The following is a 20,356-nucleotide window of genomic DNA, read 5'->3' as shown; positions in this document are numbered from 1 at the left end:
AACGCGATCGCGTATTTAAGCCTTCGGTTGCCGTTATTACCCGTGATATTCGACTCGTTGACACGAGCTGGTCGCCGGCGCCCGGCGTCGCGCCAGCGCGGCGGCGCAGTCCTCCGGATCTCCGCCGATCTGTCGCCACTACTCCACCCCGAGGTGGGTTCCGAGCGTGGTCAGGTCCTCTGAGTCGACGCCGAACGCCGCCGCGTCGTTGTTGGCGGTCGTGTTATCGAACTTCAGCGATCGATACTGGTCGGCGCCCATCGGGAATCCGGGGACAGCGCCGAGGACGCTGAGCCCGATCCGGGCGAGCGGCATCGGCAGGGGAACGATCGTGACTCCCTTCCGCTCGGCCTCGTACACGAGGTCGGTCACCTCGCGCAGGGTGAGCACCTCCGGGCCGCCCACCTCGTACGTCTCGCCGACGTGCTCGTCCTCCTCCAGCGCCGCCACCAACATCGGGACGAGGTCCTCGACGTGAATCGGCTGGAAGCGGGTCTTCCCACCGCCGGGAAGCGGGTAGAGCGGCACGCCCGGCGCGAACATCCCCTTCAGCCGTTTGGTGAACGAGACGAACTCGCCGCCCTCGCCGAAGACGACCGAGGGCCGGAAGATCGTCCAGTCGAGGCCGCTCTCGCGGACGATCGCTTCCGCTTCGCCCTTCGCGCGGATGTACGCGGTGTCGCCGGTGGGGTCGGCTCCGAGCGCGCTCAGCTGGAGGAATCGATCGGCGCCCCCCTCCTCGGCCGCGCGCACGAGGTTCTCGGTGCCGCCGCGGTGGATCCGGTCGTGCATGACGTTCCCGCCCTTCGGCTCGAACAGCGGCGAGAGCGCGACGAGGTTCACCACGGCGTCCTGTCCGTCGACCGCCCCGGCGATCGAGTCGTAATCGGTGACGTCGCCCGTCGCGGACGCGACCCCTTCGGGGGTGTCGCTCGACGATCGCGAGAGGGCCGTCACCTCGTGGCCCCCGTCTGCGAGCGCGCGGCAGAGGTACGACCCGATGAATCCGGTTCCGCCGGCTACCAACACTTTCATGCACACTCCATCGGACGGAACGCCCGTAAACCTACCGCGATGACAGACGCGGTGAGGGCGGGGGTCCTCGGGACGGAAGCGGGACCCGGATCAGTCCTCATCGTCCGAGTCGGGCACCGTCAACACCGGCACCCGGGACGTGCGGACCGTCCGCTCGGCGACGCTCCCGAGCAGGTACCGCTTGACGCCGGTCCGCCCCTGCGTCCCCATCGCCACGAGATCGATGTCGTGCTCCTCGATGTACGCCTCGATGCCTCGCGCCGCGGAGGAGCCGACCTCGACCGCTTCCACGGCTTCGACGCCCGCCTCCTCGGCGGTCGCCGCCGCCGCCGAGACCGTCTCCTCGGCCCCCTCGACCAACCCCTCCACGCCCGAATACCCCTCCTGGCCGACGGCTCCGACGCCGACGACGTTGAGGATGTGGACCGTCGCCCCCATGTGGTCGGCGAGGGTCAGCGCCCGGTCGAGGGCGTCGCCGGCGGGCTCACTCCCGTCGGTCGGGACGAGGACGTTCTGGTAGGGGTATTGCGCCGGCTCTCCGTCGGGGCGGATGCTGAGCACCGGGACGGTCGACTCCCGGACGACGCGCTCGGTGGTGCTCCCGAGGAGCAGGCGGTCGAACCCCGTCCGCCCCCGGGTCGGCATCACGACGAGATCCACTCCGTACTCCCCGGCGTACGCGGCGATCGTCTCGGCGACGCCGCCCTGCAGCACCTCGGTCACCGCCTCGACGCCCCTGTCGGCGGCGCGGTCCGCGGCCGCCTCGACGATCTCCTCGCCCTCGCGTTCGAGCACGTCAACCACATCGCCGCCGATCTGCGTGACGCTGTCGTGGGTCGTGTCGGCGACGTTGAGGACGTGGACCGTCGCGTCGTGGTCGGCCGCGAGATCGAGGACGTGGTCGAACGCGGCGGTCGCCCCGTCGCTGCCGTCGGTCGGGAACAGGATGCGGTCGAACATATGCCCACGGTCGCGGCCTGCGGGTAAAAAGGGCCGCGGCGGTTCGCGCGCGAGGGTAACGGATGGAGAGGGCGCCGATCAGGCGTCGAGCGACTCGCCGGCGCCGCGCTCGTCATCGTCTCCGCCGTGCTCCTCGATCCGGACCGTCGAGATGCGGGCGCCGTCGACGGCCGTGACCTCGAAGGCGTAGTCGCCGGCGGTGACGGTGTCGCCGGTCTCCGGCGTGCGGCCGAGCCGGTCGAGCACGAGCCCGCCGAGCGTCTCGAACCCGTCGCCGTCGAAGTCGGTGCCGAGCGCGTCGTTCACGACGGACAGCGACACCGAGCCGTCGGCCTCGTGGGAGCCAGCCCCGGTCTTCCGGATCGCGTGCTCGGTGCCCGCCGCGTCGAAGCCGTCGCGGAGCTCGCCGACGAGCGTCTCGACCGCGTCCTCCACGGTGGCGAGCCCCTCGAAGGCGCCCCACTCGTCGACGACCGCGGCCATCTGTCGGTGTTCGTCGCGGAACTGCACGAGGAGATCGCTCAGCGACGTGGTCTCGGGGACGATCACGAGGTCGCGCGCGAGGTCGGCGGCCGTCACCGACTCGTCGCCCGCCTCGCCGGCACGGAGCACGTCTTTCACATCGACGAAGCCGACCACGCGGTCCGCGTCGTCGGCCGCCACGACCGGGTAGCGCGTGTGGCCCGCGTCAAGCACGGTCGCGCGGATCGCGGGGAGGTCGGCGTCCGCCGAGATGCTCGTCACGTCGGGGCGGGGCACCATCGCCTCCCGGACGACGGTGTCGTCGAGCTCGAAGACGGCGTTCACCATCTCCACCTCGGCGTCGGCGACGTGCCCCGCCTCGCCGGAGCGCGCGAGCACGCGGCGTATCTCGCGTTCCTCCATCGTCTCGTCCGTCTCCGAGGCCGGCGGGACGCCCAGCATGCGCGTGAAGGCGTTCGCCGCCCCGTTGAACACGACGATGCCGGGCGAGAACAGGTAGTAGGAGACCTTCATCGGGGGGGCCAGCAGCATCGCGACGCGCTCCGCCTGCGCGATCGCGATCGTCTTCGGCGCCAGCTCGCCGAAGACGACGTGGAGGAACGTGATGACGCTGAACCCGATCGCGAACGCGACGAGATGGACGAGGTTCGCGGGCAGCAGCGGCCCGAGCACCGGCTCGATCAGCGCGGCGACCGCGGGCTCGCCGATCCACCCGAGCCCGAGCGAGGCGATCGTGATCCCGAGCTGGGTCGCGGCGAGGTAGTCGTCGAGGCTCCCCATCACGTCCTGCAGCGCCCCGGACCCGGGACGCCCCTCCTCGACCAACTGTTCGACCGACGTCGAGCGGACCCGGACGAACGCGAACTCGGAGGCGACGAAGAAGCCGTTCAGGACGACCAACACCAGCGCCGCGACCACCCGCGTGACGGAGATCGCGACAGCTACCATCCGTGCCTCCGCGGTGCGGGAGCGTGACGTGCGTGGCGTACGTGACGGGCGGCGGTCATGACCAGCGGTTCCACCCGGAGCAACTAAAAAGGGGGTCCGTCGGAACCCGCGTCGTTTATTCCTCGCCGCGTCGGAGCGCGACTATGCTGATCACGCTGGAGGGACTCGACGGAAGCGGGAAAACCACCGCCTGGGAGGCGCTCCACGACGTTTATCCCGACGCGACGTTTACCCGCGAGCCCACCGACAGCTGGTACGGCGAGGCGGTCGATCGGTCGATCGCGGCCGACGACGCCGACCCGCTCGCGGAGCTGTTCCTGTTGACGGCCGACCACGCTGACCACCTCTCCCGCACGATCAAGCCCGCCCTCGCCGACGGCGACCTCGTGATCTCCGACCGGTACTCGGACTCTCGATTCGCCTATCAGGCGGCGACGCTCGAAGCCAGCGGCGTCGACATCGACCGTCCGCTGGAGTATATAAAGGGTATCCACACCGCCTTCTCGAGGCCGCCGGACGCGACGATCTACCTCGATCTCGACGCCCGCGAAGCCGCCGAGCGCGCCGGCCGGACCAACAAGTTCGAGCAGGACGGCTACCTCGCTTCGGTCCGGGAGAACTACGAGCGGCTGATCGACGCCGAGCCGCAGCGATTCGTCCGCGTCGACGCCTCGCAGTCCCCCGAGGTGGTCATCGAGCGGATCGAGGAGCTGGTCGCGGAGCTGGTGCGGGCGTAGGTGGCGCCGCCACCGTCTGTGACGCGGCTGAGACGGCGGTCCCCCTCAGTTCGTGTCCGGCAGTTCGACCTCGTCCGGTGACGGGACGTAGAGGTAGTCGATCGCCGCTCCGAGCACGAGGGGGAGCCCGACGAGCAGCGCGATGACCAAGGTTGGACTGCCGAGGTTGATCCCGATGCCGACGTTGAGGACGCCGGTGAACACCAGCATCGAGATCAGAAGCAGCATCGGGGTCAACACGAGGGTGTACACGACCGACCCCCACGAAGTGTTCAGCCGGAGCCGGAAGAAGCGGGTCGCCACCCCGGCGATCAGCGTGTGGAAGACCACGAGGGCGAGGAGGCTGACGAACCCGAACAGCGCGAGCATACCGGTCGTACGGGCTCCCGGCATTTGCCCCTATCGACCGGGGCCGGCCCGAGACCTATCCCCCCGCCGGGCTAGAACCCGCCGCTGTTCCCCTGCTGGCGCGCCGCGGAGAGAAGCCCGTCGAGCGGCTCCGTGTACTCGTAGCCGGGGATGACGCCCTGCACGTAGGTCCCCTCGACGAAGTCGATCAGCGCCCCGGCGTCGTCGACGCCGCGCCGCTCGTTGATCTCCGTCAGCTCGAAGTCGACCGCGATCTCGTCGTCGCCGACCGCCACGGTCGGGTCGAACTCGTGGTCCCCGCGGACGACCCCGCCCACGTCGACGACGCGGAGCTCGAACGTCTCGATCCACCCCTCCTCGACCACGTCGGCGACCTCGTCGGCCGCGGTCGCCGAGAGCGTCGGCACCCGGACGGTCACCGCGAACCGGACCCGGCCGTCCCCGGCCGGCTCGGCGCGCACCTCGGCGTCGAAGGGCGTCGTCTCCGCGGTCCAGACGTCGTCGCCCGCGGGCTCGAAGGAGCCGTGGTCCCCGAACGCGCGGCGGACGCGGTCCGGGAGCCCCCCGTCGCCGTCGGCCGCACTCTCCCCCGCGGGGTCGGTCTCGCTCTCGGCTTCGCTCTCGCGCTCGCTCATACCCGATCGGAGGCGACACGCGAGTAAAAGCGCGTTGTGTCGGGGGTGGCGGTGGCGCGGTCCCCCGCCCGTCCGCCTCGCCGCCGTCACCGGTGGTGGCACGCCGAGCCGATACTGGTGCGCCTTTGTATCCGGACCGACGAGGAGCGGTATGGCAGCGCAGTTTCGCTCGACTGAGGCGCTGATCGACGCGCTCGCGGACGCCTCGTTCGACCGGCCGCCGGCCCTCGTCAGCAACGCACACGTGACCGGACTCGGTGTCGCTCGCGCGCTCGACGCGCACGACGTGCCCGTGATCGCGCTCGATCGGCCGAGCGGCGACGCGACCAACGGCGGGAGCGATGGCAGCGACGGGGGCGGCGCGGCGAGCGATGACGGCACCCGCCGCCACGACGGGCTCGCACCCCCGTCCGACGCGGTCGACTTCGCGGGCGCGGTGACGTACCCCCTCGACGACCTCGACGGGTTCCGCGAGGACGTGGAGGCGATCGTCGACGCGATCGGCCGCGAGGCGGTCGCGTTCGGCTGCATGGACGAGTGGGCGCTGGCGTACGCGCGGGCCGACCCCGAGGGCGTCCGCCTCCCCTTCGCGGGGATCGACACGCTCGACGACGTGTTGAACAAGTCGGAGCTGTACGCGACCTGCGAGGCGCTCGGCGTCCCGTACCCCGAGACGTACCGGCTCGCGGAGACCGCGGACGCGGCGACTGGCGACCCGGACCCCGACGCCACCCTCGACGAGGCGGCCGCGGCGCTCGGGTTCCCGCTCGTCGTGAAACCCGAACTCAAGCGCGACTTCGAGGAGGCGTTCGGCACCAACGTGCTGGAGGTCGCCGACCGCGAGGAGTTCGCGGACGCGGTCGCGGCCGCCCGCGAGGCGGGGGTCGCCGTGATGGCGCAGAAGCGCGTCGACATCGCGACCGGGAGGGACCACTCGCTCGCGTCGTACGTCCCGCCCTCCGGCGTCGAGGACGCGCTCGGGGTCGTCGGCAACGCCGCGGTGCGGTTCCCGCAGCAGTTCGGCACTTCCTGTCTGGTCGAGACCGCCGACGAGCCGGAGATCGAAGCCCGCGCGCTGGCGGTGCTCGACGACGCCGGCTACCACGGGATCAGCGAGGCGGAGTTCGTGTACGACGACGATCGCGGGGAGTTCCTCCTCCTCGACGTCAACACCCGCCCGTGGAAGTGGATCGGGATGCCCGTCGCCGCGGGGGCGAACCTGCCGATGGCGGCGTACGCCGGCGTCACCGACGCCGAGTACGAGTCGTCGGGGATCGAGCCGACGCGGTGGGTGTACCTCCGCGACTACCTCGCGCTGCTCGCCGGCGACGACGCGTTCTGGGACCAGCTGTCGCGCGCCGACTGGCGGCGGCTCGTCGCCGGCGAGTTCGAGCGCGAGGGAGACCTGACGACCGGCGTCTACCGCCCCTCCGACCCCGCCCCGGCCGCGAAGCTGTTCGAGACGGAGTTCGTCGACCGCGACTACTACTGCGCCTGCTGAGGGCGATCTCGTCGCTGTCGGAACGGGCGGAAGTCGACGGGGAGGGGAGCGTTCGACCTGCTTCGAACTCCTTCTAATCCGAGACGCGGCGCTCACGACCTGTGAGCGCCGCGATATGCGGGGGAAGGGATTCGAACCCTCGAACCTCTACAGGAGCGGATCTTAAGTCCGCCGCTTTTGGCCAGGCTCAGCCACCCCCGCGCGGATCCGGATTCCCGCGGCGGGGTCAAACCCCTTTCGGATGTCCCGGGGGCTCGCCGGTGCACCGGCGGTCCGGCTCATCGCCGCTTGTGCCCTACCAGTCGACCGAGAGCGTTCCGTCGCCGTGCGGATTCGGCGCGATCTCCTCGTCGGTGCGGCGATCGACGACGTGGATCACGCCGCGTTCCTTCTTCGCGGGACACACCTCGGCGGCCCGGATGTTCTCCTCCAGTTCGTCCTCGCCGATGTAGTACGACCGCGGCTTCGCCATCCCGCTCTGCACGTCCATCACCCAGTTGTCGCCGACCTCGGCGCATTTGCCCGCCCCGAAGCACTTGTTCGCCTCGAAGACGATCTTGTAGGGTTTCTCCTCGATCGGGGGTCCCTCGCCGCCGATGTCGCTCGCGCGCAGCACCTCGTCGTCGGCGTCCGCCTCGTCGCTCATACCCGTGATCGGCCCCCGCCGGCCTTTCGTCTGTCGGTCGTTTTCAGCTGTCGGGTGCCCCTCCGGGCGCGCTCACTGATGGGCGTCAATGGCCCTCACCGGTGGGCGTCGAGCCCGTCCGCCGGCGCCTCGACGATCTCGTAGCTCCGCTCCGTCCAGCCGTCCTCGACGAAGACGAACACGCGGCCGCCGGCGATCTCGGGATCGGCGACCACCTCGTTGCGCTGGCCCGTGCGCCCGACGATCACGCCGGGGAACACCTCGTCGCGCTCGCCCTCGTCGACGATGACGCGACCGACCCCGGAGTCCTCGAGAATCTCGTCGTCGGTGTTGTAGTCGTTGACGTACGTCATCACGCCCTCCGTCTCCGTCGGATCGGTGACGAGCACGTGCGTCTCCTTGCCCGGGCCGGTCGTCACCGACCCCTCGGCGGCGTCGGGGACGCCGCGGTAGAGGGTGGTCCGTCCGTCGAGGTACTTGACGACCACGCCCTCCTCGCGGAGGTCGATCCCGATCGAGGTGGGGGGGACATCGCTGCGTGAGGGTGCTGACATACGCGACGCTCGGTGCGCGTGCCCCAAAAGGGGCGCGCTCGGCGCTCGCGTCTCGCTCATTCAGAAGCGAGAATCGGGGATGGCACATTTAAGGTTCCTCCGCTGGGAGGGGATCCCATGCAACGGACGCGACGGGGCCTGTTGGGCGTCGGCGCTGCCGCAGCCGCCGGGCTCTCCGGGTGTTTCGGGGTCGAGGGCGTCGAGTACCCCGACGCGGCCGACGAGGGACCGCCGACTTCGGAGGACGGCGGCGACGGGAGCGACGACGACGGAGCCGATGACGACGGCGAACCCGTCCCGAACGAGGATCTCGCGACGGCGACGCGGAACGTCGTCGACGACGTGGTGTGGTTCGCGACCGAGTACCCGTCGGCGATCGAGACGTACCGGACGGCAATCCGCGAGGTCGTCGCCGAGATCGACGCCGTCCGTGACGTGGCCGACGAGACCGACACGGTGACCGCCGGGATGGCCGACCGACTCGACGAGGCGGGCCGCGCGGCCGCCGACACCGCCGCCGACGCGCTGGGGCCGCACTTCCACCCCCGCCCCCGGATCGTCTCGCGCACCGAGCGCCACGTCGCGGTGCTCCGGGAGTTCGCCCCGCGGGGCGACGTCGACCGCTTCCTGGAGGAGCTTTCGCGGATGCGCCGGGGGTTCTCCGCCATCGGCACGTTAACTTACGCCAAGGAGGCGTACTCACGCGATCCGATCCACAACCGGCTCCTGCGACGCCTGCTGTCCCCGCTCCCGGAGGACGACGACGAGCGGCGGCGGGTCCGCGGCGAGGCGTTCGTGGAGCTCGGACTCGCGAGCCGCGGATTCGCGACGTTCGCGCACGAGCCGTACGACGACGAGGAGTACGACCGAGAGCGGATCCCCCAGATCTACGGACAGCCGTTCGGGGCGTCCCGCCGCGAGGAGCTGCGTGCGCGTCTCGGCCCGATCCCGCGTTCCGAGGACCGGACCGAGGAGCTGTTCGTCGCGTTCGCGACTCGGCCCGTCGCCGGGAACCGCCCGAGCCGGACGTTCGAGGGGTGGGTACACGAGCTCGACGGCGTCCCCCTGTACGTCCAGCGGTACCCGGACGCGGCGACCGCGGGCGACCGGCTCGACGAGGCGATCGCCGCCGCGTCGACGGGGGGGCGCGCACCGATCGACCCCGACGCCACCGCGGCCGGCTCCGACTTCTCCGGGAACGCGACGGCGGAGGGTGAAGCGGGAGACGGGGGCGAAAACGGGACGGACGACGAGCCGACGTACCGGGGGCCGACCCGCTGGCACCGGCTCTACCACCACGAGGCCGAGGGCGAGCGGTACGGGTTCGACGAGCACGCCGGCGTCCAGTACGGCTACGTCGTGCAGGCGGGCGAGTTCGTGCTCGCGGCCGGGTTCTCGGGCGACGCGTGGGAGGAACGCACCGCCTGGCAGGGACGACTGGCGGACGGATGGGTGATGGTCTGATGGACGGAAACGGAGTCGGGCTCACGGCGGCGGTGTTCGCGGTCGTCGGCGCCGGCGTCGGTCTCGTCGCCGCCGCGACCACCGGGTGGGCGGAGGCCGCGCTCGCCACGGCGGCAACCGGCGAGACCGCGCGGTTCGCCCCGGTGTTCGTCGCGCAGTCGTACCTCGCCGTCACCGCCGCCGCGCTGGCCTTCGCGCCCCTGATCGCGGGGGTGCTCGGTGTCCTCGTCGGGTCCCGGGCGTACGACGCGCAGGGGGCAGCCGCCACCTGCGGGCTCGGGGGCGGTCTCGGCGCGCTGGGGTACGGGTTCGTCGTCGTCGTCCTCGTCGTCGCGTCGCAGGGCGAGGCGGCGACGCAGGCCCACGGGATCGCCGACGCGTTCGGCTCGATACTCACCACCGCGGTCGTCGCCGCCGTCGTCGGCGCGGTGGCCGGCGTGCTCGGGTCGGTGACGGGGTGACCATGTCGGAGCGAACCCGCACCCGTCGCGACCGCTCGACGCTTCGGCGCTCGCGTTTAGAACGCCCGGCGGCGCGGAGGGACCCATGACGCCCCCGCTCCGCCGTCGCCGACTGCTGGCCGCCGCGGTGCCCGGCCTGCTCGCCGGCTGCCTCGTGGAGTCGAGCGCGGACGCCGGCAGCGACGGCGGCTCCGAGGACGGAACGGGCCCCTCGGCGGACGACACCGGGAGCGACACCGCGAGCGACGGCGACCGCGAATCCCTCTCGGGAGACGCCGAGTCCGCGGCCGAGCAGACGGACGACGGGGACCCGCCGGAGGAGGTCGGTCCCGACGGCGCCGGCCTCGCGGTCACGAACGTCGACGTGCTCAGCGTGACCGACGGGAAGTACGACACGACCGTCCTCGCGGTGCTCACCGTCGAAAACGCCGGGCGGTTCACCTACGGTACGGTCGAGCTCCGCGCCGACGCGTACGCGACCCGCCCGAACTCCGCCGAGCGCGAGGCGGTCGGCTACGCGTACGAGTACACCCACTACCCCGCGGACGACCGGTTCACCGACGGAACCAGACGGATCACGGTCGAGATCTCCTTCCGGAGCCGGTCGACGCGCGCCCGGCCCGATCCCGACTGGTACGAGGTCGACGCCGCGATCCGGCGCGCGGAGCCGGTGTGACGGTGCGGGCGCTCCGCGCGTTCGTCCGCCGACTACCCCGAGAGACTCGCCGTGATCGCTACCTCTTTGTCTCCGCTCGCGAGCCGTGACTGCATGGAGGGACGGGCAGCGGCGCTCGGCGCCGGCACCGTGTTGAACGCGCTCGCGACGGGCACCGGCTCGGCCTTCGGTATCGACGTCGAGACGCGCGCGACGGTGTCGCTCGACCCCGACGCCGACGACGTGGACGGAACGATCGCCGAGGATGCCGACGCGGACACCGCCCTGATCGAGCGCTGCGTCGCCCTCGCGACCGAGCGCTGGGGCGACGGCGAGGGCGGCACCGTCCGGACCGACAGCGACGTGCCGCTCGCGGCGGGGCTCAAGAGCTCCAGCGCGGCCGCCAACGCGACCGTGATCGCGACCTGCGACGCGCTCGGGCTGGCAGTCGGCGACGACGGGGCAGACCCCTCCGTCGATGTCACCCGTCTGGACGCCTGCCGACTCGGCGTCCAAGCGGCCCGCGAGGCGGGCGTCACGGTCACGGGCGCGTTCGACGACGCGACCGCCTCGATGCTCGGCGGCGTCACCGTCACCGACAACGGCGCCGACGAACTGCGGTCGCGCGAGGCCGTCGACTGGAACGTCCTCGTCTGGACGCCGCCCGAGCGCGCCTACAGCGCGGACGCCGACGTGGCCCGCTGCGAGGCCGTCACGCCGATGGCGGACCTGGTCGCCGACCTCGCGCTCGACGGTCGGTACGCCGGGGCGATGACCGTCAACGGGCTCGCGTTCTCCGCCGCGCTCGGCTTCGACGCCGACCCCGCGGTCGAGGCGATGCCCCACGCCACCGGGGTGTCGCTGTCGGGGACCGGTCCCAGCGTCGTCGCCGTCGCGGACCCCGACGACCCCGAGACCGACCTCGACCGCGTCGCCGACGCGTGGAGCGACCGACCCGGAACGCTGCGACGAACGACCACCAGAAACGACGGTGCGGCCGTCGAGTGACCCCACTACCTACCAATGAGTGACACACCGAACTCCGAGGACCGAAGCCTCGACGAACTGCGACACGAGATCGAAGACATCGACCGCGAGATCGTCGAGCTGATCGCCCGCCGGACCTACGTCGCCGACACGGTCGCGGCCGTGAAAGACGAGCGCGACCTCCCGACGACCGACGAGGGACAGGAGGAACGGGTGATGGAGCGCGCCGGGGAGAACGCGGAGCGCTTCGACGTCGACGCCAACCTCGTGAAAGCGATCTTCCGGCTGCTGATCGAGTTGAACAAGGTCGAGCAGCGAGAGAACCGTTAGAATTGGGTAGGTTGAGACTTCGCCCGGGCGCCCCGATCAGGCCGTGAAGGCGTCGACGGCCTCGATAACGCCGTCGTAGTCGGGCCAGTTTCCGTGTCGTCGACGACCCACGCGTAGGCGATCTGCCCGTCCTCATCCACGACGAAGACGGCGCGCTTCGCGACCTCGTTCAGTCCGTATTTCTCCCAGTCCATCGAGACGCCGTACGCCCCGTCTGACGTGCGGAAAAACCGAAAGCCTGTGCCCGCGAGGACAGAGCGTTCACCGCGGGCATGCATCGGCAGTCGGTGACGACCGCGTCTCGGAGCCGCCCTATGCAGGCGACTCCCTACTCCCGATCGCCGTCTTTCGGCGGTCGTTCGGACAACCGATCGAACCGGTCCTGAGCGGCTTCAGACCGGGTCGACGTGCGTTCGGCGTCGTAGGTCGCGGTCGAGATCGATCCGGCTTCGATTCGCACGTCCAGTATCGCGTCCGCGTGGCGCCCCTCGTCCGGGAGTCGGTCGGCGTCGAGGACGGCGTTTCCCACCTCGTCACCGTCCGACTCGAAGAAGACGGTCGCGAGCCCATCCTCGATCGAATCGACGACCGCCGTGTACGCGCCGTCGGCGAGATCGATCGCAGTCATGCGTACGACTCAGCTAGCACGCGGTCCCCGGTAGCGTTTGTGACGGTCACGGTGTCGCCGCCGTTGTTCCAGACCGGCGAGCCGGCGCCCCAGTAGAGTTCGTGCGCGCTGTCGGTCCCGCTCCCCGTTCTGAGCGTCAGCGTCTCGTCGGGGGCGAGCGTCACGCCGTGCGGCACCACGTAGCGTTTCCCGGCCTCGTCTTCGACGGCCCACCCCGACAGATCGAGCGTCTCCGTGCCCGCGTTCTCGAAGACGACGTACTCATCGTTGAGGTTCTCCCCGTCGTCGCCCGCGGCGTCCGCGTTGATCGTCGCGACGGCGAGCGTGCCGTTCGACTCGGGCGCCGTCTCGGCGTCGCTCTCGCCAGCGTCGTCGGTGTCGCCGCCGCCGTCGCCGTCGTCGCCGCCGTCAGTAACGGCGACCGCTCCGCCGCCGCCGATCCGAGCTCGTTCGGCGGCGTCGCCGGCCGTCCCGGGAGCGATCGGCTCACCGTCGCGGACCGACCGCGGCTCCGCGGGCGCGGCCCGCTGGGTGCGCACCGAGACGTTCGTGCCGTCGCTGACGAACACGACGTTCCCGTGTGTCGCCGTCCAATACGCCGGCACCGACCGGTCGGCGAAGCGCTGGAGGACCTCCTCGTGGGGATGCCCGTACTGCGAGTCGTAGGCGCTCGAGACGACCGCGACTCGGGGATCGACCGCGTCGATGAACGCGCCGCTCGAGGAGCTGCTCGACCCGTGGTGGCCCGCTTTCAGCACCGTCGACTGCAGCTGTTCGCCGTACGCGTCGACGAGGTACGCCTCTTGGTCGTCTTCGGCGTCACCCGACAGCATGAAACTCGTCTCCCCGTGGGTGAGTTTGAGAACGATGCTGTTCTCGTTGCGGGCCTCGTTCTCGAGATACGGCTCGGGGGGCCCGAGCACGTCGACCGTGGCCTCGCCGAAGGGGATCGCGTCGCCCTCGCGCGTCTCGTACAGCGTCACGTTGTGTGCCTCGACGGCGTCGAGGTACTCCTCGTACGTCACCGTGTTCGCCGCGATCCCCGGGTCGTAGACGGCGCCGATCCCGTCGGCCTCCGTCTCGTAATAGTCGATGATCGCCGCGTTCCCGCCGATGTGGTCCGCGTCGTTGTGCGAGGTCACGAGGTGGTCGATCCGCGTGACATTCCGCTGCCTGAGGTACTCGAGCACGTACTCCCCGTCGTCGTTGTAGTGACCCGTGTCGACGAGCATCGTCTCGCCGTCCGGTTCGATGACGAGCGTGCTAACGGACTGCCCGACGTTGATGAAGTGAACTTCGAGGGAGCCGTTCGCCGTCGCGACATCCGACCCGCTGTCGGGTGCCGTGTCGGTGGACACCGGCTCACCGAGCGGTACGCCCGCACAGCCCGCGAGAACGACGACGCCGAGCAGGAGCAGGACGCGCGACAGCTCCCGAGAAACGATCATTATTTCTCATGAGTGGTGTCGACTTGTAAAGCTGATCGAATATGAAATATATCTATTACGTCGAGAAGCGTCACCGGTGGCCCCTCGTGACGCTTTTTTAACCGGGGGTATCTAGTGCGTGAGAACCCTTCGCCGAGCGGCTTTCCGTCCCGACGGTCACTCGTCGGCGGTGCGTCCGCGGTTCGCGATCCGCCGGGCGGCGTCGCTCAGGCCGCTCTCAGAGGGGTCCAGCGCCGTTCCGGTCTCCCGGTCGCCATCGTCGGTACCGTCGTCGACGCCGTCTCCGTCGGCGGCATCGGCTCCACCGGAGCTGGTTGTCCCGTCGGGAGCGGCCTCGCCGGCGTCGGTCTCGCCGGCTCCGGCCGGGACGCCTTCGCCGCCGACTCCGGCCCCGTCCGGGTCGTCACGGACGCCGACTTCCGAGGGGTCGGCGTCCGGCGGGTAGCTCCGTTCGGCCGGGGGGACGAAGGCGGTCTCGACCGCGCGGACGATTTCGCGGACGCTCTCCTCGTCGAGCCGGTCGGCGTACGCCTCGCGGATCAGGTCGGGAACGGCGTAGGCGTAGTGGCCGCGGCCGGCGTGGCGGATGAGCCCCGCCCGGCGGACGGGTCGGTGGCGGCTGTACGCGTGCCCGGAGTCGCCGTCGCCGCCGGCGTCGATGTGAGCGGCGACGGGATCGCTGACGCCCTCGCGGCGGTAGTGCCGGAGCATCCCCTGCGACAGCTCCGGGAGCGACTCGATCCGACTCCGAAGCTCCTCGATGACGGCCTCGCGGGTGCCGAGCTCGACCGCGTCGTCGAACCGGAGCGCGCTCTCGGCCACGTCGGCGCGCGTGACCGGATCGACGTCGTCAACGGGACCCTCACCGCCTTCTCCGGCGGCAGTCGGGGCCTCGGGGTCGTCCGCGGAGGGGGTCGCGTCGGCTTCCGCGGCGCCGCCGTCGGCGGCCGAGGCCTCACCGTCGGTCGGCGGATCGCCGCTTCCCGCGGCCGCTGCGTCGCCGTCGCTCTCGGTGGCGGCGACCGCCTCGTCGTACGACTTGAGCACGGATTGGCCATCCTCGTCGTCGCCGTCGGCGCCCTTGTCGCTGTCGGCTGCTCGTGCACCGGTCGCTTCCGCGGCGGCGACAGGTCGCCCGCCGCCGCCCCGGTAGGGCGCCTCGGCCTTCCCGAGAAGGGCCTGCGCGAACTGGTCGGCCATGCTGCTCAGGTCCCGCGCCTCCTCCAGCTCGCGCTCGAGGTCGGCGATCCGGCGGTCCTTCTTGTCGAGCTCCTGTCTGAGGTCGGCGAGCTCGGACTCGCGGCGCTCCTGCTCGTCGGAGATGGACTGGAGCTCGCCGACGAGGTCGCTGGAGACCGACTTGAGCTCCGGGCGCTCGAAGTCGTCGAGTCCGGGCGTCGCGCCCGCGTCGAACGTCTGCTTGCGGTGGAACTGGATCCGGCGGATTGACTCGTCCCAGTCGGTCATGAGGAACGCCTCGCCGTCGCCGAGGTCCTCGACGGCGCTGGCGTACTTCGAGCCGAGGATGCGCCCCACCACCTTCGTGTCGTTGTCCCACGTGAGCCGGTGCCAGCAGAGCCAGTCGCACTGGGTGATGAAGTCCTTTTTCACGTCGGCCGGACGCTGGCTGATCCCGACGATCCCGAGCCCGTGTTTCCGCCCGCGCTTCCCGACCTTGATCAGCATCTTGCCCGTCTCGTCCATCCCCCCGCCCTCGGGGATGTACTCGTGGCACTCCTCGACGACGAGGAGGAAGGGCTTCTTCAGGCGCTTCTCCTTGGCGAACAGCTGTTTGACGACTTCCAGGAGCAGCTCGTTGGCGGTCTCCTCTTCCAAGTAGCCGGAGACGTCGAGGATGATCGGGACGTTCTGCTCTAAGGCGAGGTTCGCGAGCTTCTCGGCGTGCTCGGGGGAGACGACGATGTCGCACTCGTCGTCGGCGCCGGCGTGGAGAATCTCGTACTCCTCCTTTAAGCCGTAATACTCACCGTCAGTGTCAACGATCATCACGGGGAACCCGTTGTCGAGCAGATTCTCGATGACGACGCTCGCGGTGTTGCTCTTGCCGGACCCGCTCTTCCCCGTTATAAAGGACCGGCCGGTGAGCACGTCGACGACCGGGAGTTCGATCGGCGCCCCCGGTTCCGCCGTCGCGTCGCCGCCGATCCCCTCGCTGACGTCCGCGACGTGGATCGCCTCCTCCTCGCTCATACCCGTGAGAGGTGGCGCCCGCCTCATAAACTATCGGCTCGGTTCGACCGGAGCGCCGCGGGACCCGCCCGGGGCCTCCGATCTTGTGTCGCTGCCCGGCGACGGGTGACTCACGAACACCGACAACACCCTGCTCAACGCGGTCATCGGCGCGGTCGCGACGGTCGTGCTCTCGTTCACGGGCATCTCCCCCGTGCTCGGCGGCGCGGTGGCGTCGTACCTCGAAGGCGGCGAAACGGGCGACGGGCTCCGGGTCGGCGCGCTCTCCGGACTGATCGCGTCGCTCCCGCTCGCCGGGGTCGTCGTCCTGGCCCTCGTCGTGTTCTCGTTGGGCGGCGTCATCGGCGTCTACGTAAAAAACGAGCTGTAGCGCGGCGGACGACGGGACGCGGGGGGCGCCGTCAGTGCTCGCCGCCCGTCCCGCGGCGGTCGGAGTCCAGGTCGATGTCGAGCTCGTCGAGGAGTGCCTCGGCCTCCTCGCGCTTCTCTTGGTGGTCTTCGAGGAACTCGCGCATCAGCTCGGCGGCCTGCTCCTTACAGCCGCCACAGAGGCGCTCGCCGTTGACGCACTCGGAGTAGACGGTCTTGGTGAGCTCGTCGTCGTCGCCCGCGAGCAGGTAGGCGTACAGCTCGTAGACGGGACACTCGTCGGCCTCGCCGCCGAGCTCGCGCTGTTCGTCGGCGGTGTCGCGGCCCCCGGTGGTCGCCGCCCGGACCTTGTCGTAGCCGTCCTCGGGGTCGTCGAGCAGGGAGATGTGGCTCGCCGGGATCGACGAGGACATCTTCCCGCCGGTGAGCCCGGTCATGAAGCGGTGGTAGATCGAGGAGGGCTGCCGGAAGCCGAACCCGTCGTGGTCGATCTCGACCTCCCGGGCGACCGATTCGGCCTCGCCGCGCGTGAGATCGAAGGCGTCGACGTGGCCCTCGAACACGCGCTTTTCTCCCTCCACGGCCTCGATCAGCGCCTCGAACGCCTCGTCAGTGGCGTTGCGGTCGAAGAAGCGCACCCGGGGGCGAAGGGGCTCTTTCCCTCCCGCCCGGAGCTTGTCGAGGGCGCCGGCCTTCGCGTCGGCGAGGGGCGTGTCGCTCTCGCCCGCCCCGGTCTCGGGCGGCTCGTAGTCGGCGAGCCACGCGGCGGCGTCCTCACAGCGCACGTCCGTCTCGGCGTCGTCGACCTCGCCGTCACCGTCGGACCCCGCGAGCGCGTCGTAGGCGGCCCGCACGAGCTGCCGCTCGTCGTCGTCGAGCTCGAAGGAGGCGAACGCCTCGGTCACCTTGAAGTAGCGCACGCGGGTCGCCAGGTCGCGCGTCAGGCGGACGTGGGGGTCCTGGTCCGGGCCGACCGGAATCACGGTCGGCTTCGGCTCGTCGACGAGCTGGGGGTAGAGGATGTCCGCGGTCTGGGTGATCACGCTCTGCATGTGCGAGATGTTGGTCTCGCCGTCGAAGCCGTAGATCGCCTCGAACTCCGAGAAGTTCGCCTTCGAGCCGAGTTCGAACCCCAGATCCTGTACCTCCCGGTTGTCGGACTGGCGGTAGATCTCCCCCGCCTCGGCGTCGAAGCCGAGCGCGAGGAGGCTCAGGAGGTAGTTGCGCGCGTGCTCGTCGATCTCGTCCCACGACATCCCGCGGGCGGAGTGGGCCTCCAGGTCGGCGATCAGCCCGAACGCGTCGCCGCCCTGCCGTTGGTGCCAGATAATTTCGTCGAACACGAGCTTGTGGCCGATGTGCGGATCGCCGGTCGGCATGAACCCGGAGAGCGCGGCGAACGGCTCGTCGTTGGCCATCGCCTCGGCGACCGCGTCGTACTCGCGGTGGCCGAAGATGACGCCGCGGCGCATCAGGTAGTGCGGGTCGACCACGTCGTCGGCGACCTCGTCGAACGCCTCGATGCCGAACTCCTCGAACAGGTCCGCGTAGTCGCCGACCGACGCCGACCCCCACGGGTCGAGCGCGACGTCCTCGGTCGGTTCCGCGCGCTCGGTCCCGCCGTCCGTCCGGGGGGTGTCCTCGTCCATACGTCTCCTCCAGTCGGTCGACGCAAAAACCGTTCGCTTGCGCGGGAGGGGTTGCCACGCCGGAGCGGAGAAACGAGACGACGGGGGAAGGGGACGACGGGAGAACGAAGCGACGAGGGAAGGGGACGACGGGCAACGAGTGCCGACCCGCACCGCGCGTTCCCAGCGAGCGACCGAGCGGGCGTACCGTTATTTGCCACCGGATCGAACGGGCACCTATGTACGACGACCTGCTGGTGCCGACCGACGGAAGCGAGGCGGTCGACCGGGCGCTCGATCACGCGATCCGGCTGGCGACCGACCACGACGCGACGATCCACGCGCTGTACGTCGTCGACCGACGCATCGCCACCGCGAGCTCCGGCGAACTCCACGACGAGGTCGTCGCCGACCTCGAGTCGCAGGGCGAGGCGGCGGTCGGTACGGTCGCCGATCGGGCCGAGGAGGCGGGCGTCGACGTCGAGACGCACGTGGTGGCGGGGACCCCCGACACCGAGATCGTCGACTACGCCGACGAACACGGCATCGACGTGATCGCGATGAGCCCCGAGGGGAAGTCGCCCCGCGAGCGGATCCGATCGCTCGGCAGCGTCTCCGACCGCGTGGCCGACGACGCGAACGTACCGGTGTTCCTGATCAAGTAGGCGACCGAGTTAGGTGACTGGGGGCACGGACACACGAGCATGGAACTCACCGTTCTCGGGTCCGGCAGCGCGATGCCGGTCCCCGACCGCGCGCAGGCGGGGTACCTCCTCGACGACGGCGACCGCTCCCTGCTCGTCGACTGCGGCAGCGGCGTCCTCCAGCTGCTGGCCGCCACGGAGACCGGCTACGAGGGCGTTTCGACCGTCCTCTTAACGCACCACCATCTCGACCACGTCGCGGCGCTCCTCCCCCTGATAAAGGCCCGGTGGCTCGCCGGCGAGGAGCACTTGGAAGTCGTCGGGCCCGCGGGGACCAAGTCACTCCTCGACGACCTCCTCGGCGTCCACGAGTATCTCGACGGCCGGATCGATCTGGCGGTCCGGGAGGTGTCGGCGACCCGGTCCTTCGCCGCCGCCGGGTTCGACGTGACCGCCCGCGAGACGCGCCACTCGATGCCGGGGTTCGCCTACCGGTTCTCGCCGCCGAGCGCGTCCGTCGACCCCGCGGACGGCCCGCTGACGCTGTCGGGAGACACGGAGGCGTTCGCGGGCATGGCGTCGTTCGCGGACGGGACCGACCTGCTGGTCCACGACTGCTCGTTCCCCGACGGGACCGACGTGTCGAACCACCCGAACCCCACGACGCTCGGCGAGTCGCTCGCGGGCGTCGACGTCGACACCCTGCTGCTCTCGCACCTGTACCCCCACACCGGCGGTCGCGAGCGCGAGATGGCACAAAGCGTCCGCGACGCGGGGTTCGGCGGCGACGTCGAGGTCGCTACCGACGGGCATCGGATCGCGATAGCAGACAGGGATTAGTCAGTAATACCACAAAGTTATACCGCGGCGCATCGAGGGGTCGCCCATGGCGTTCAGCGACGAACTCCTGACAGCGGGGGCGGACATCTGGGCGGCCCAGTTCGAACACCCGTTCGTGCGCGAGCTGGCGGCCGGCGACCTCGACAAGGCGGCGTTCCGGCGGTGGCTCGAACAGGATTACCGGTATCTCTTCGACTACGCCCGGACGTACGCCGTCGCGGGGTCGAAGGCGCGGGACGAGACGGCGATGGCGACGCTCCTCGGCGGCGCCGACGCCGTGTTGAACGAGGAGCTCGAGCTCCACCGGTCGTTCGCCGGCGAGTACGGCGTCGCGCCCGAGGAGCTGGCCGCCGTGCGGAAGCGCCCGACGTGCGAGGCGTACACGAGCTTCCTCGTTCGCACGGCACACGAGCGCCCCGTCCCGGTCGCCGTCGCGGCGCTTTACCCCTGCATGCAGGGGTACCTCGACGTGGCGGACCACATGGCCGGCCTCGCCGACGAGACCCACCGGTACACCCCGTTCATCGAGACGTACACGAGCGAGGCGTTCCGCGCGGAGACCGACTCGATGCGCCGTCTCCTCGACGACTACGCGGAGGCGTACCCCGGCCACCGCGACGCGATGCGCGACGCGTTCCACAGGAGCGCCCGCCTCGAACTCGCATTCTGGGAGATGGCGTACGTGGGGGAGGAGTGGGTGTCCGAGAGCGCCGACGGAGCGGGACGGAGCGCCGGCATGGATGCGCCCGTCGAGGCGAATGTGACCGACGGGGCCAACGAGTCGGACGGGACGTAACCGCTCTACGTTACGCGCTCCGGCGAT

Annotated in this window: 22 protein-coding genes, 1 tRNA gene and 1 pseudogene; 11 read left to right on the top strand and 13 right to left on the bottom strand. The window is 70.5% G+C overall.

All coding sequences use genetic code 11. The features are described 5' to 3' along the window. Window positions 1-138: 138 nt before the first annotated feature. The 3 genes from ACT4MF_RS03355 to ACT4MF_RS03345 all read right to left on the bottom strand — a co-directional run bounded on the left by ACT4MF_RS03355 (window position 139) and on the right by ACT4MF_RS03345 (window position 3,426). Complete coding sequence (locus tag ACT4MF_RS03355) at window positions 139-1,035, bottom strand: complex I NDUFA9 subunit family protein (RefSeq protein ID WP_099255505.1); 897 nt, start codon at window positions 1,033-1,035, stop codon at window positions 139-141. A gap of 90 nt (window positions 1,036-1,125) precedes the next feature. Beyond that, window positions 1,126-1,995, bottom strand: a complete 870-nt coding sequence (locus ACT4MF_RS03350) for a universal stress protein (protein ID WP_444681729.1) — start codon at window positions 1,993-1,995, stop codon at window positions 1,126-1,128. A gap of 78 nt (window positions 1,996-2,073) precedes the next feature. Beyond that, window positions 2,074-3,426: a hemolysin family protein gene (locus ACT4MF_RS03345; RefSeq protein ID WP_099255503.1), complete on the bottom strand. Its 1,353-nt coding sequence runs from the start codon at window positions 3,424-3,426 to the stop codon at window positions 2,074-2,076. Window positions 3,427-3,569: 143 nt separating this feature from the next. On the opposite strand from ACT4MF_RS03345, the gene tmk reads away from it, so the two are divergent. Continuing rightward, entirely contained in the window at window positions 3,570-4,163 is a 594-nt protein-coding gene (gene tmk / locus ACT4MF_RS03340; protein ID WP_444681728.1) for a dTMP kinase, read from the top strand. A 45-nt stretch (window positions 4,164-4,208) separates the two neighbouring features. Here the strand turns inward: tmk and ACT4MF_RS03335 are convergent, their stop codons facing one another. Beyond that, the gene (locus ACT4MF_RS03335) at window positions 4,209-4,532 is read right to left on the bottom strand and encodes a DUF7991 family protein (protein ID WP_099255501.1); all 324 of its coding nucleotides are present in this window, start codon (window positions 4,530-4,532) and stop codon (window positions 4,209-4,211) included. Window positions 4,533-4,603: 71 nt separating this feature from the next. Further along, window positions 4,604-5,167, bottom strand: coding sequence for a DUF5813 family protein (locus ACT4MF_RS03330; RefSeq protein WP_444681727.1), 564 nt, complete (start codon window positions 5,165-5,167; stop codon window positions 4,604-4,606). Between the two features lie 151 nt (window positions 5,168-5,318). Between ACT4MF_RS03330 and ACT4MF_RS03325 the strand changes: the two genes are divergently transcribed. Beyond that, window positions 5,319-6,668 (top strand): carboxylate--amine ligase, encoded by a 1,350-nt coding sequence (locus tag ACT4MF_RS03325; RefSeq protein WP_444681726.1) that lies wholly within the window; start codon window positions 5,319-5,321, stop codon window positions 6,666-6,668. Between the two features lie 116 nt (window positions 6,669-6,784). On the opposite strand, the gene ACT4MF_RS03320 is transcribed toward ACT4MF_RS03325, so the two are convergent. The 3 genes from ACT4MF_RS03320 to ACT4MF_RS03310 all read right to left on the bottom strand — a co-directional run bounded on the left by ACT4MF_RS03320 (window position 6,785) and on the right by ACT4MF_RS03310 (window position 7,868). Then, window positions 6,785-6,869: transfer RNA gene (locus ACT4MF_RS03320), tRNA-Leu, on the bottom strand. A gap of 94 nt (window positions 6,870-6,963) precedes the next feature. Beyond that, window positions 6,964-7,314 (bottom strand): ferredoxin, encoded by a 351-nt coding sequence (locus ACT4MF_RS03315; protein WP_099255498.1) that lies wholly within the window; start codon window positions 7,312-7,314, stop codon window positions 6,964-6,966. A gap of 95 nt (window positions 7,315-7,409) precedes the next feature. Further along, window positions 7,410-7,868, bottom strand: coding sequence for a DUF5796 family protein (locus ACT4MF_RS03310; RefSeq protein ID WP_444681725.1), 459 nt, complete (start codon window positions 7,866-7,868; stop codon window positions 7,410-7,412). Window positions 7,869-7,985: 117 nt separating this feature from the next. Here ACT4MF_RS03310 and ACT4MF_RS03305 point away from each other — a divergent pair, with 117 nt between their 5' ends. The 5 genes from ACT4MF_RS03305 (at window position 7,986) to ACT4MF_RS03285 (ending at window position 11,765) form a co-directional block, all read left to right on the top strand. Further along, window positions 7,986-9,332, top strand: a complete 1,347-nt coding sequence (locus ACT4MF_RS03305; protein ID WP_444681724.1) for a hypothetical protein — start codon at window positions 7,986-7,988, stop codon at window positions 9,330-9,332. After that, window positions 9,332-9,793 (top strand): hypothetical protein, encoded by a 462-nt coding sequence (locus tag ACT4MF_RS03300; RefSeq protein ID WP_444681723.1) that lies wholly within the window; start codon window positions 9,332-9,334, stop codon window positions 9,791-9,793. Before ACT4MF_RS03305 ends, ACT4MF_RS03300 begins: the two co-directional genes overlap by 1 nt. Window positions 9,794-9,878: 85 nt before the next feature. Beyond that, the gene (locus tag ACT4MF_RS03295; RefSeq protein WP_444681722.1) at window positions 9,879-10,469 is read left to right on the top strand and encodes a hypothetical protein; all 591 of its coding nucleotides are present in this window, start codon (window positions 9,879-9,881) and stop codon (window positions 10,467-10,469) included. Window positions 10,470-10,562: 93 nt separating this feature from the next. Beyond that, window positions 10,563-11,456: a shikimate kinase gene (locus ACT4MF_RS03290; protein WP_444681721.1), complete on the top strand. Its 894-nt coding sequence runs from the start codon at window positions 10,563-10,565 to the stop codon at window positions 11,454-11,456. Window positions 11,457-11,471: 15 nt separating this feature from the next. Then, on the top strand, window positions 11,472-11,765 hold the full coding sequence (locus ACT4MF_RS03285; protein WP_099255492.1) for a chorismate mutase: 294 nt from the start codon (window positions 11,472-11,474) through the stop codon (window positions 11,763-11,765). A gap of 36 nt (window positions 11,766-11,801) precedes the next feature. On the opposite strand, the pseudogene ACT4MF_RS03280 reads toward ACT4MF_RS03285, so the two are convergent. The 4 genes and pseudogenes from ACT4MF_RS03280 to ACT4MF_RS03265 all read right to left on the bottom strand — a co-directional run. Further along, window positions 11,802-11,974: pseudogene (locus tag ACT4MF_RS03280) on the bottom strand (peroxiredoxin); the annotation flags it as partial. A gap of 119 nt (window positions 11,975-12,093) precedes the next feature. Beyond that, the gene (locus ACT4MF_RS03275; RefSeq protein ID WP_444681720.1) at window positions 12,094-12,393 is read right to left on the bottom strand and encodes a DUF3006 family protein; all 300 of its coding nucleotides are present in this window, start codon (window positions 12,391-12,393) and stop codon (window positions 12,094-12,096) included. Further along, the gene (locus ACT4MF_RS03270; protein ID WP_444681719.1) at window positions 12,390-13,841 is read right to left on the bottom strand and encodes a lamin tail domain-containing protein; all 1,452 of its coding nucleotides are present in this window, start codon (window positions 13,839-13,841) and stop codon (window positions 12,390-12,392) included. The genes ACT4MF_RS03275 and ACT4MF_RS03270 overlap by 4 nt, the downstream gene beginning before the upstream one ends. A 156-nt stretch (window positions 13,842-13,997) precedes the next feature. Further along, complete coding sequence (locus ACT4MF_RS03265; RefSeq protein WP_444681718.1) at window positions 13,998-16,052, bottom strand: helicase HerA domain-containing protein; 2,055 nt, start codon at window positions 16,050-16,052, stop codon at window positions 13,998-14,000. A 130-nt stretch (window positions 16,053-16,182) separates the two neighbouring features. Here ACT4MF_RS03265 and ACT4MF_RS03260 point away from each other — a divergent pair, with 130 nt between their 5' ends. After that, window positions 16,183-16,422 (top strand): DUF5518 domain-containing protein, encoded by a 240-nt coding sequence (locus tag ACT4MF_RS03260; RefSeq protein WP_444681827.1) that lies wholly within the window; start codon window positions 16,183-16,185, stop codon window positions 16,420-16,422. A 31-nt stretch (window positions 16,423-16,453) separates the two neighbouring features. Here the strand turns inward: ACT4MF_RS03260 and ACT4MF_RS03255 are convergent, their stop codons facing one another. Then, the gene (locus ACT4MF_RS03255; protein WP_444681717.1) at window positions 16,454-18,070 is read right to left on the bottom strand and encodes a tryptophan--tRNA ligase; all 1,617 of its coding nucleotides are present in this window, start codon (window positions 18,068-18,070) and stop codon (window positions 16,454-16,456) included. 218 nt (window positions 18,071-18,288) lie between these two features. On the opposite strand from ACT4MF_RS03255, the gene ACT4MF_RS03250 reads away from it, so the two are divergent. From ACT4MF_RS03250 to tenA, 3 genes are read left to right on the top strand one after another with little or no spacing between them, the layout of a single operon-like run. Continuing rightward, window positions 18,289-18,714, top strand: coding sequence for a universal stress protein (locus ACT4MF_RS03250; protein ID WP_099255485.1), 426 nt, complete (start codon window positions 18,289-18,291; stop codon window positions 18,712-18,714). 39 nt (window positions 18,715-18,753) lie between these two features. Next, window positions 18,754-19,533 carry an MBL fold metallo-hydrolase gene (locus tag ACT4MF_RS03245; RefSeq protein ID WP_444681716.1) on the top strand — a complete coding sequence of 260 codons (780 nt, stop codon included), beginning with the start codon at window positions 18,754-18,756 and terminating at the stop codon, window positions 19,531-19,533. A gap of 46 nt (window positions 19,534-19,579) precedes the next feature. Further along, on the top strand, window positions 19,580-20,329 hold the full coding sequence (tenA, locus tag ACT4MF_RS03240) for a thiaminase II (protein WP_444681715.1): 750 nt from the start codon (window positions 19,580-19,582) through the stop codon (window positions 20,327-20,329). Window positions 20,330-20,356 lie beyond the last annotated feature (27 nt).

The organism is Halorubrum sp. FL23 (genome assembly GCF_052439115.2).
GTDB lineage: Archaea > Halobacteriota > Halobacteria > Halobacteriales > Haloferacaceae > Halorubrum > Halorubrum persicum.
This window is presented reverse-complemented; position numbering and strand designations above follow the sequence as displayed.